Origin of the sequence: Rahnella sp. BCC 1045, assembly GCF_019049615.1 — a bacterium.
In the GTDB taxonomy this organism is placed as follows: domain Bacteria; phylum Pseudomonadota; class Gammaproteobacteria; order Enterobacterales; family Enterobacteriaceae; genus Rahnella; species Rahnella contaminans.
Window position 1 is genome coordinate 86,102 of the sequence record NZ_JAFMOZ010000121.1, and the last position, 9,601, is coordinate 95,702.

The following is a 9,601-nucleotide window of genomic DNA, read 5'->3' on the forward strand; positions in this document are numbered from 1 at the left end:
TATTGGAAGTCTTATCGGTAAAACAAAGAGCAATAAACAATGCAAAACCCGGCATTGAATAAACAATTTTCCCTTTAACGCCTTCCTTTAAGGAAGGGTAATAAAATGATTCAGCCCCTGGCTCCAGCCGTGCGGGCCAAACTCCGTGGTACGAAATACCTGTGAGCCGTTCCCGTCGTTCACCGGCATCTGATGCTCGTGATAGCCTTTAATCACTACGGCGTAATCCACGGTCTCCAGCATCGATAAATCGTTCGGGCCATCGCCCAGCCCGATACTGGCGACTGGCACGCCGCGCCGTTGCCGGTACAGTTGCGACAGCCATTGCACCGCCTGACCTTTTCCGGCGTCGGTGCCCATGACATGCCAGAAGCGGCCGCCGCGCGTGAGCGCCAGACCTTCACGGGACAGGCACTTTTTCAGATGTGCAAAATCCAGATCGTTACCAAACCACACCAGCGGTTCGGACGCTTCGCGCTGCATCGCCAGTTCAGCCTGTGCTTCAGATAAGCCCGTCCAGACTGCGACCTGTTTTGGCGTGACGTCACCAAAGCCGCGAAACTCAAAATCATAGCGCTGGCGCAAATCAACCAGCGCCTGACGGATATCGCTGTAACGGGCACCCATGACGTGAACCGGTTCCTGTTCCTGCGTTTGCCAGCCGGGCGGCAGGTGGATAATCGCCCCGTTTTCTGCAATAAAAGGCTGATGCGTTAAGTGCAGGGCGGTCTGTAATGCCGCGACTTCGGCGGAGGTTTTACTGGTGGTCAGAATTAACGGAACATTCGCGGCAGCCAGTTTATCCAGCCACGGCTGCGCGGGTTTCCAGCTGTAATCGTGATGGTCGAGCAGTGATCCATCCAGGTCTGTGAAAATAATCAAGGGATCATCAAGGTACGGCATCTTTTCTCCTCAATTTGACGGGGTTACAGAAGCGCATTGGTCGGAATGGTTTTCTGCCCCAGCAGCTAAGTATAGATTCAAAAATGACTTTTACCGGTTATCCGGCCATTTCAGAATTCTTTACCGGTGTTCATCAGCCGGGACCCGGCTTTACCCGCAGGGCTTTTGCAGGGATAATTTACTCCGGTCCCACCGCTGAAAAAGAGGTAAGCAATGAGCGATGATGATGATTTATTCAGTCAGGAAATGGCGGGAGTGCAGCCTCTGGCGTCGGATAAACGGGTGGTCTACCTCAGGAACTCAGCCACAGGGAACAAACCGGAAACCGGTGATGCCGCCGAAAAGCGTGACAATCCGCTGACCACCGGTTTTCTGAATATCCTGCCGTGCGACGAGCCCCTGGAATACAAACACGACGGCGTACAGCAGGGCGTGCTCGACAAACTCCGGCAGGGGAAATATCCGCTGGAGGCCAGCCTGAACTTGCTGCGTAAACCGGTCGAGCAGTGTCGTCAGGAGCTTTTTGCTTTCTTCTGTCAGGCGCAGGCGGAGAATCTACGCACCCTGTTAATCATTCATGGCCGTGGCCGGAATGACCAAAGCCACGCCAATATCGTGCGCAGCTACGTCGCAAAATGGCTTAAACAGCTTGATGACGTGCAGGCTTTCAGCGTGGCAATCCAGAAAGACGGCGGTGCGGGCGCCTGTTACGTTGCGCTGAAGAAAACAGCGCAGGCCAAACAGGAAAACTGGGAGCGCCACGCCAAACGCAGCCGCTGACCCGAAACCTTTGACAGAAACTTTGTTGCGTCGTGGTTTAAGCGCGACCCTTTAATGTCCTGATACTTTTTCTGCCCGGCGACGGGCACTCAACTGAGCCATTTTCATGTTTTCAAAACCGGTTTATGTAGGTAGCACACTGTTGCTGTGTGCGGTGAGTCTGCTGTCTGCCTGCGATGGTGGCGCATCTGATGCTAAAGATGCGCTGGTGATTGAAGGAAAAACCATGGGCACGTTTTATCGTGTCAGCCTGGCGGGAGTGGATAAAAACCGGGAAGCCCCGCTGCGTGAACAAATCGAAGCGCAGCTCAAAGAAGATGATCACGAACTGTCGACCTACAAAGAAGACTCGGTTTTATCGCGTTTTAATCAGTATCAGGGCAACGTGCCACAACCGGTAAGCGCGGGGATGGCGGATGCCGTGGTGACGTCAATGCGCATTGGTCAGCTGACCGGCGGCGCAATGGACATTACTGTCGGACCGCTGGTGAATCTGTGGGGATTCGGCCCGGATAAACAGCCGGTGAAAATGCCGACGCCGGAACAGATTGCGGATGCCCGTCAGCGCACGGGTTTACAACATCTGAAAGTGATCCAGCAGAGCGACGGGCAATATCTGCAAAAAGATTTGCAGGGGATGTATGTCGATCTCTCGACCGTTGGCGAAGGTTACGCGACCGATCATCTGGCGCGCCTGATTGAAGGTAACGGTATCAGCAATTATCTGGTGTCGGTGGGCGGTGCAGTGGTTTCACGCGGACACAATCCGAAGGGGAATCCTTGGCAGGTGGCGATTCAGAAACCGACGGACAAAGAGACGGCGGTGCAGGCGATTGTCGATTTACAGGGCATGGGGATCAGCACCTCCGGCAGCTACCGTAATTACTATGAGCTGAACGGCAAACGGTTGTCGCACATTATTGACCCGGCGACCGGTTCGCCGATCACCCATAAGCTGGTTTCTGCGACCGTAATTGCGCCGACTGCGCTGGAAGCGGATGGTTGGGACACCGGCCTGATGGTGCTGGGCACCCATAAAGCGCTGGCGCTGGCGGAGAAAGAACATCTGGCGGTGTATCTCATCACCAAAGAGGGCGACACGTTCAAAACCTACATGTCGCCGCAGTTCAAAGCCTACCTGAAAGATCCGGAGTAACCGTTTCACAGGGTTCCGTGCAGTTTCTCCGTCAGGAAATCGAGAAACACGCGTAACGCCGGAGACTGACCTTTGTGGCTGGCATACAGCGCCGAAATCTCAGACGGCGGTGTTTGCCAGTCCGGCAGAAAATAGTGCAGCCTTCCCGACGCTAAATCCTCTTTGCACGCCATTTCCGGCAGCAGTGCAATGCCCAATCCGTCCACTGCGGCCTGACGCAGCACCAGCAGATTATTGCTGATTATCTTCGGTGTTAATTCTACTTTGCGGGCGCCGTCTTGCGGATGGGACAGTGCCCAATGGCCCGCCGCCCACGGCGTTTTGCGCACCAACGTTGGCAGATAACTCAGTTGATCCGCTGAGGGCACGGACGGCAGCGCCGCGATAAACGCCGGGCTGGCAACCAGCACGTAACGCAGCAGGCCGAGCGCTTTACGGTACAAACCGGAATCATCGAGCGGTTCGCTGTGCGAATGCACGGTGACGTCGAAATTCTCCTCCAGCAAATCCACCGACCGGTTAATGGCCAGAAGCTCCAGTTGTATATCGGGAAAACGGGTCAGGAACTCCGTCATCAGCGGCGCGACCACCATTTCCGCCATCATCACCGGTGTGCACACACGCAGCAGTCCGCGCGGGTTTTGCTGCAAATCGTCGATGACCTGCCGCGCAGCCTGCGCCTGTTGCAGTAATTTCTGGCATTCAACCGCGTAGCATTCACCCACGCTGGTGACTGAGAAGTGGCGAGACGTGCGTTGCAGCAAACGTACGCCGAGGCGGGTTTCCAGCGCGTCAATCCGGCGGCTGAGCAGGGATTTCGACACGCCCAGCGCGCGGCCTGCGGCGGTAAAACCCTGATGTTTCACTACGGCGGCAAACAGCGCCATGTCATTGAGATCTTCCGGCATCGGTGAAGGCTTCCGTCGTTACAATAATGGGACGATGTGTTGCGATATTAGGTATTTTTCATTATTACAACAACGATTACCCTGTGTTTATGCAAGCAAACTTATTGAAACAGGATAACCCGATGAAAATTTTACACCTCGATTCCAGCCCGTTTATCACGGGTTCTGTCTCCCGCGAGCTGTCTGCAATGATCGTCGCCGAACTTTGCGCACGTAATCCCGGCGCAGAAGTTACCTACCGCGATCTGGGCGTCACGCCGCCGCCTCATCTTTCTGCCGCCGCCATGAGCCTGCTGCACAACGCGCAGGACGAAGTGATTACACCGCAACTTCAGGCGGAACTGGACGGGATTTATCAGTCCATCGAAGAGCTGACGGCCTGCGACGTGCTGGTGATTGGCGCGCCGATGTATAACCACGCGGTCCCCAGCAACCTGAAGGCGTGGATCGACCAGGTCTGTCAGAAAGGGAAAACGTTCCGCTATACGCCACAAGGTGTCATCGGGCTGATCCCCGGTAAAACGGCGTTTATCGCCTCAACCCGTGGCGGCGTTTACAGTACGGAGGAAGGCAAGTTGCATGATTTCCAGGAGCCGTATCTGGCCTCTATTCTGGAGCTGATGGGCGTGGTGGATTGCCATATAATTCGTGCGGAAGGCGTGAGCCGTCAGGCAATCGGACGCGAGAAAGGGCTGGCGCAAGGGCGCGAAACGCTGCTTCAGATTTTGAATGCCTGAAGCAGCGCGCCGGGTTTAGTGCTTGGCGGTGCTTACCAGTTCAAACAATACGACGGTTCGTGACGTACAGATGTATTCGCGGCCAAACTCAAAGTTATGCTCGTTCACATCATCGGGCTGGAAAGTATCAAGAATATGACGCCAGCCTTCGCCGTGCGCCACGGACGGGAGCGTGAATACGACATCTTTATGCGAGGCGTTAAACAGCAGCAACACCGTGCTTAATGAACCCTGACGCAGCAAACCGGTCGGCTGTGCGCGGCCATCAAGCAGCATTGCGATGCATTTTGCGTGCGGATCTTTCCACGCGGCATCGGTCATTTCCGGCCCTTGCGGCTGGAACCAGCTGACGTCTTTCACACCGAGTTTTTCATGCACCGCGCCGGTCAGAAAGCGGCCACGGTGCAGGATCGGAAAACGCTTGCGCAGGGCAATCAGCCGGTAAGTGAAGAGCAGTAATGACTGGCCTTTTTCCTCAATATTCCAGTTTACCCACGCGATATCGGTGTCCTGACAATAGGCATTGTTGTTGCCGTTTTGCGATCGCGCGAATTCATCACCGGCCAGCAGCATTGGCGTGCCTTGCGAAAACAGCAGCGTCGCCAGCATATTGCGCATCTGCCGCAGCCGCAGTTCATTAATCGCCGGATCCTCCGCCGGGCCTTCCACGCCGTAGTTTGCTGAAATGTTGTTATCGCTGCCGTCTTTGCCGTTCTCGCCGTTGGCTTCGTTGTGCTTGTTCGCGTAAGACACCCAGTCGTTAAGCGTGAAGCCGTCGTGCGCGGTAATAAAGTTCACCGACGCATAAGGTTTGCGTCCCCGGTGATTAAACAAATCTGCCGAGCCGGAAAGGCGGGTGGCAAACTGCGCGAGCTGGCCTTCGTCGCCGCGCCAGAATTTACGCACCGTGTCGCGGAACCGGTCATTCCACTCCATCCAGCCCGGCGGGAAGCCACCGACCTGATAGCCGCCGGGGCCGCAGTCCCAGGGTTCTGCAATCAGTTTGCACTGGCTGAGCACCGGATCCTGACGGCAGGTATCGAGGAAACCACAGCCTTCGTCGAAACCATAGCTTTCGCGCCCGAGAATGGTCGCGAGGTCAAAGCGGAAACCGTCGACCTGCATTTCGGTCGCCCAGTAACGCAGTGAATCCGTCACCATTTGCAGCACACGCGGATGGCTGAGATTGAGCGTATTGCCGGTCCCCGTGTCATTGATGTAATAACGCTTATTGTCCGGCATCAGGCGGTAATAGCTGGCGTTATCAATGCCTTTGAACGAGAGCGTCGGGCCAAGTTCATTGCCTTCCGCCGTGTGGTTGTAAACCACGTCGAGAATGACCTCAATATTTGCCGCGTGCAGGGTGGCAATCATCTGCTTGAATTCATTAACGGTGTGCGTCGCCATATATTGCGGGTGCGGCGCGAAGAAACTCAGCGTGTTGTAACCCCAGAAATTATGCAGCCCTTTATCCTGCAAATGCCGGTCATCGGTGAACGCATGAATTGGCATCAGCTCAACCGACGTCACGCCGAGCGAACGGAGATATTCCACGATGTGCGGCGTACTCATTCCGGAGAATGTGCCGCGCAGATGCTCCGGCACTGCCGGATGACGCATGGTGTAACCGCGTACGTGAGTTTCATAAATCAGCGTTTTTTCCCACGGAATATGGCGTTTGCGCGAACGCGCCCAGGAAAATGCCGGATCGATGACCCGGCATTTTGGCAGAAATTCCGCGCTGTCGCGGTTATCAATGTGCAGGTCTTTCTTCGCGCTTTGCATGTCATAGGCAAACAGCGCGTCGTCCCATTTCAGTTCGCCGACAATTTGCTTGGCATAAGGGTCGAGCAGTAATTTGGCCGGATTAAACCGGTGGCCGTCATGCGGCGCATAAGGGCCGTGAACGCGGTAAGCATAAAGCAGACCGGGGCGGGCGTCCGGCAGATAGCCATGCCAGACCTCGTCGGTGTATTCAGGCAGTTCAATCACGTCATACTGCTCACCGGCTTCATTAAACAGGCACAGCTCAACTTTTGTGGCGTTGGCAGAAAACAGCGCAAAGTTTACGCCCAGACCGTCCCAGGTTGCGCCGAGCGGGACGGGCAATCCTTCGCGCACGCGGGTGGTGTGTCCGGAATCGAAGCTGCGGACAATTTCGCCGTCGCTGTAAGGATGAATAATGCGGACACCCAAAGCGTCAACGGCGATATCAACCTGTGCATGAGAAGGGACGGTGCGGACTTCGTCCGCCGTAGCTGTGGGTTTACTTGTCTTACCAGATCGGGCCTTTGTCATACTCGACGTCACTCCGTTTCAGGGAAATCTGACAATAAATTACCGAAAGAGGCCTGTCTGCGCATGCACAGGCAATACCAAGGAGTGTAGACCGGACTGGCAAAATTGACCTGAAAACCGCGAAAAGCTGTACAAGCTGAGAGGCTTCGTCAATAGTGAAAATGAAAAGCTAGCCTGCTAGTGATTATAAGAATTCATCCCCGAGGATTTCCTTTATGACCATCGCTTTGCTGAGCCACATCGAACTTGATGCGGGTTACCCTGAACGGTTTGAAGCTGCCGGATATTCCCTGCATTTCGCCACCACGCCGGAACAGCGCGCCAATATTGATCCGGACATCGCACGAACCCTCCGCGCCATTTTAACCATCGGCACCATTGGTGTGAGCGCGGCGGAAATCGCGGCATTGCCCGCGCTGGAAATCATCTGTGCGCAGGGCGTCGGCTTTGAACATATCGACGTGGCGGCGGCAAAACAGCGCGGCATTCTGGTCACACACGGGCCGGGCACCAACAGTTCTTCGGTTGCGGATCATACGCTGGCGCTGATGCTGGCAATCACGCGGCGGATCCCGCAGTTCGATGCTGCGGTGCGCGCCGGAGAATGGAAAAAAACGCGCTGGAACGTAGACGGAATGGCCGGTAAACGGCTGGGGATTATTGGTCTGGGCAACATCGGTGCGCTGATTGCCCGCCGCGCCGCCGGTGGCTTTGATATGGACGTGGGATATCACAACCGCCGTGCGCAGGAAAACAGCCCGTATCAGTATTTCCCAGGCGTCACAGAACTGGCCGCCTGGGCGGATTATCTGGTTGTCGCCACGCCCGGCGGTGCCCATACCACGCGACTGGTGAATGCGCAGGTGCTGCAAGCACTGGGGGAAAACGGTTATCTGATTAACATTTCGCGGGGCAGTGTGGTGGACAGTGACGCGCTGATTGCCAGTCTGCAACGCCGTGAAATCGCCGGTGCCGCGCTGGATGTGGTTGACGGAGAACCGAAAGTCCCGGCAGAAATGCTGACGCTGGATAATCTGGTGCTGACGCCGCATGTGGCCGGACGGTCGCCGGAATCTGTCGAAAATATGATGACGCTGGTGCAGTCAAATCTGGATGCCTTTTTTTCAGGTCAGCCGGTCGTGACGCCGGTGCCTGAATAATCCCCCGGTTTATTGACCCGATAATGAGAGAAAACGCCGCCTGCCGGCGTTTTTTTTATGGGCGCTGAAAATCCGGTGAACAGGCTATAGTCGTAAAAAGCATAAGTAACCGCTTTTTCTTATTTGTCTGGCATAGCTACAGATCGTAACAATAGGGTTTTCAGACAGAACAGAGGCAGACAGCGGTGAATTTTCAACAACTCAAAATTATACGTGAATCCGCGCGATGCAATTACAACCTGACCGAAGTCTCGAACATGTTGTTCACTTCTCAGTCAGGTGTCAGTCGTCATATTCGCGAGCTGGAAGATGAACTGGGCGTTGAGATTTTCATCCGTCGGGGCAAGCGTCTGCTGGGGCTGACAGAACCGGGCAAAGAACTGCTGGCCGTGGCCGAGCGCATTCTCAACGAAGCGCAGAATATCCGCCGTCTGGCTGATGTGTTTTCAAAAGAAGACGCCGGCGTACTGACCATCGCCACCACGCACACGCAGGCGCGTTACAGTCTGCCCAAAGTGATCAAAGCCTTCCGCGCGATTTATCCGGGCGTACGGCTGGAACTTCATCAGGGCTCGCCGCAGGAAGTGCTGGCGATGTTGCTGAGCGGGCAGGCGGACGTGGCCATCGCCAGCGAAAAACTGATGAACGACCCGGCGGTGGCGGCGTTCCCGTATTACCGCTGGCATCATGCGATTGTGGTTCCGCAGGGCCATCCGCTGACGTTGCAGCATCCGGTCACGTTGCAGCATCTCAGCGAACAACCGCTGATCACCTACCGGCAGGGTATCACCGGGCGTTCCCGCCTGGATGAAGCCTTCAGCCGCGCGGCGCTGAGCGCGGATATCGTACTCAGCGCGCAGGATTCTGACGTGATTAAAACCTACGTCGAACTGGGATTAGGCGTGGGGATCCTGGCGGATAAAGCCTTTGAAGCCGCGCGTGATACGGGCCTTCAGCTGATTAACGCCGAACATTTGTTCGAAGGCAACACCGTCTGGCTGGGGCTTAAAAAGGCGCAGTTGCAGAGAAACTACGTCTGGCGGTTTATCGAATTGTGTAATCCGGGGTTATCGGTGAATGAGATCAAGGAGAAGGTGTTTGCGGCAGGGGATGAGCCGGTGATTGACTATCAGATTTGATGGTATGAGGCGTCATACGGGCGCCTGATAATTCAACTCTCAACTCTCAACTCTCAACTCTCAACTTCAAGACCATGGGCTCGCCGCCCAAACTGGCCCAAAGGGCGCGTTAACGCGCGCGCCCTCTGGACACCCGCGCTCTTTAACTGCGCGCTATCGCTCGCTGGCTATGTTTCAGGTACCGCAGAGACAGGCTGGAAATCTTGCCGCTGCGCGGTGCCTTCATTTCGGGATTGCAGCCTCAGGTCTGCAACCTCTCATTCAGCAAGCTTTCTGAATCGCCCGCACGATCTCAAAATCAACGGCAGACTGTTTTTCATCTTTTAAAAAGGTTGACTGGCGTGACCAAAATTCAGCTGAACGGAGCGGCTTCGAGACCATAGGCTCGAAGACCGAGAGAAGGAAGTGCGAAGCACCTGGATTTGCGCCATCCACTAATGCACCAGGACAAGTCCGTCGAGCCTGCGATAGCGCGCAGTGAAAGAGCCCGGGGGGTCTTGGGGGGTGGCGGCGATAGGCC

General features: G+C 55.6%; 9 protein-coding genes. 5 read left to right on the top strand and 4 right to left on the bottom strand.

The window, feature by feature from the left end; translation table 11 throughout:
• Window positions 1-87: 87 nt before the first annotated feature.
• Window positions 88-903: a mannosyl-3-phosphoglycerate phosphatase-related protein gene (locus J1782_RS10335; protein WP_152326269.1), complete on the bottom strand. Its 816-nt coding sequence runs from the start codon at window positions 901-903 to the stop codon at window positions 88-90.
• A 213-nt stretch (window positions 904-1,116) separates the two neighbouring features.
• On the opposite strand from J1782_RS10335, the gene smrA reads away from it, so the two are divergent.
• Window positions 1,117-1,683: a DNA endonuclease SmrA gene (gene smrA, locus J1782_RS10340; protein ID WP_152326268.1), complete on the top strand. Its 567-nt coding sequence runs from the start codon at window positions 1,117-1,119 to the stop codon at window positions 1,681-1,683.
• 106 nt (window positions 1,684-1,789) lie between these two features.
• Complete coding sequence (apbE, locus tag J1782_RS10345; RefSeq protein WP_152326267.1) at window positions 1,790-2,839, top strand: FAD:protein FMN transferase ApbE; 1,050 nt, start codon at window positions 1,790-1,792, stop codon at window positions 2,837-2,839.
• Window positions 2,840-2,844: 5 nt separating this feature from the next.
• Here apbE and J1782_RS10350 read toward each other — a convergent pair whose 3' ends face one another.
• On the bottom strand, window positions 2,845-3,747 hold the full coding sequence (locus J1782_RS10350; RefSeq protein ID WP_217153095.1) for a LysR substrate-binding domain-containing protein: 903 nt from the start codon (window positions 3,745-3,747) through the stop codon (window positions 2,845-2,847).
• 122 nt (window positions 3,748-3,869) lie between these two features.
• Here J1782_RS10350 and J1782_RS10355 point away from each other — a divergent pair, with 122 nt between their 5' ends.
• Window positions 3,870-4,484 carry an FMN-dependent NADH-azoreductase gene (locus J1782_RS10355; protein ID WP_217153096.1) on the top strand — a complete coding sequence of 205 codons (615 nt, stop codon included), beginning with the start codon at window positions 3,870-3,872 and terminating at the stop codon, window positions 4,482-4,484.
• Between the two features lie 15 nt (window positions 4,485-4,499).
• Here the strand turns inward: J1782_RS10355 and glgX are convergent, their stop codons facing one another.
• Window positions 4,500-6,782, bottom strand: a complete 2,283-nt coding sequence (glgX, locus tag J1782_RS10360; RefSeq protein WP_152326264.1) for a glycogen debranching protein GlgX — start codon at window positions 6,780-6,782, stop codon at window positions 4,500-4,502.
• Between the two features lie 215 nt (window positions 6,783-6,997).
• Between glgX and J1782_RS10365 the strand changes: the two genes are divergently transcribed.
• Complete coding sequence (locus tag J1782_RS10365; protein WP_152326263.1) at window positions 6,998-7,942, top strand: 2-hydroxyacid dehydrogenase; 945 nt, start codon at window positions 6,998-7,000, stop codon at window positions 7,940-7,942.
• A 185-nt stretch (window positions 7,943-8,127) separates the two neighbouring features.
• Window positions 8,128-9,081 carry an HTH-type transcriptional regulator Cbl gene (gene cbl, locus J1782_RS10370; protein ID WP_195815102.1) on the top strand — a complete coding sequence of 318 codons (954 nt, stop codon included), beginning with the start codon at window positions 8,128-8,130 and terminating at the stop codon, window positions 9,079-9,081.
• Between the two features lie 261 nt (window positions 9,082-9,342).
• On the opposite strand, the gene J1782_RS10375 is transcribed toward cbl, so the two are convergent.
• Window positions 9,343-9,601, bottom strand: a 259-nt coding sequence (locus J1782_RS10375; RefSeq protein ID WP_217153097.1) for a hypothetical protein, incomplete at its 5' end; no start/stop codon positions are given.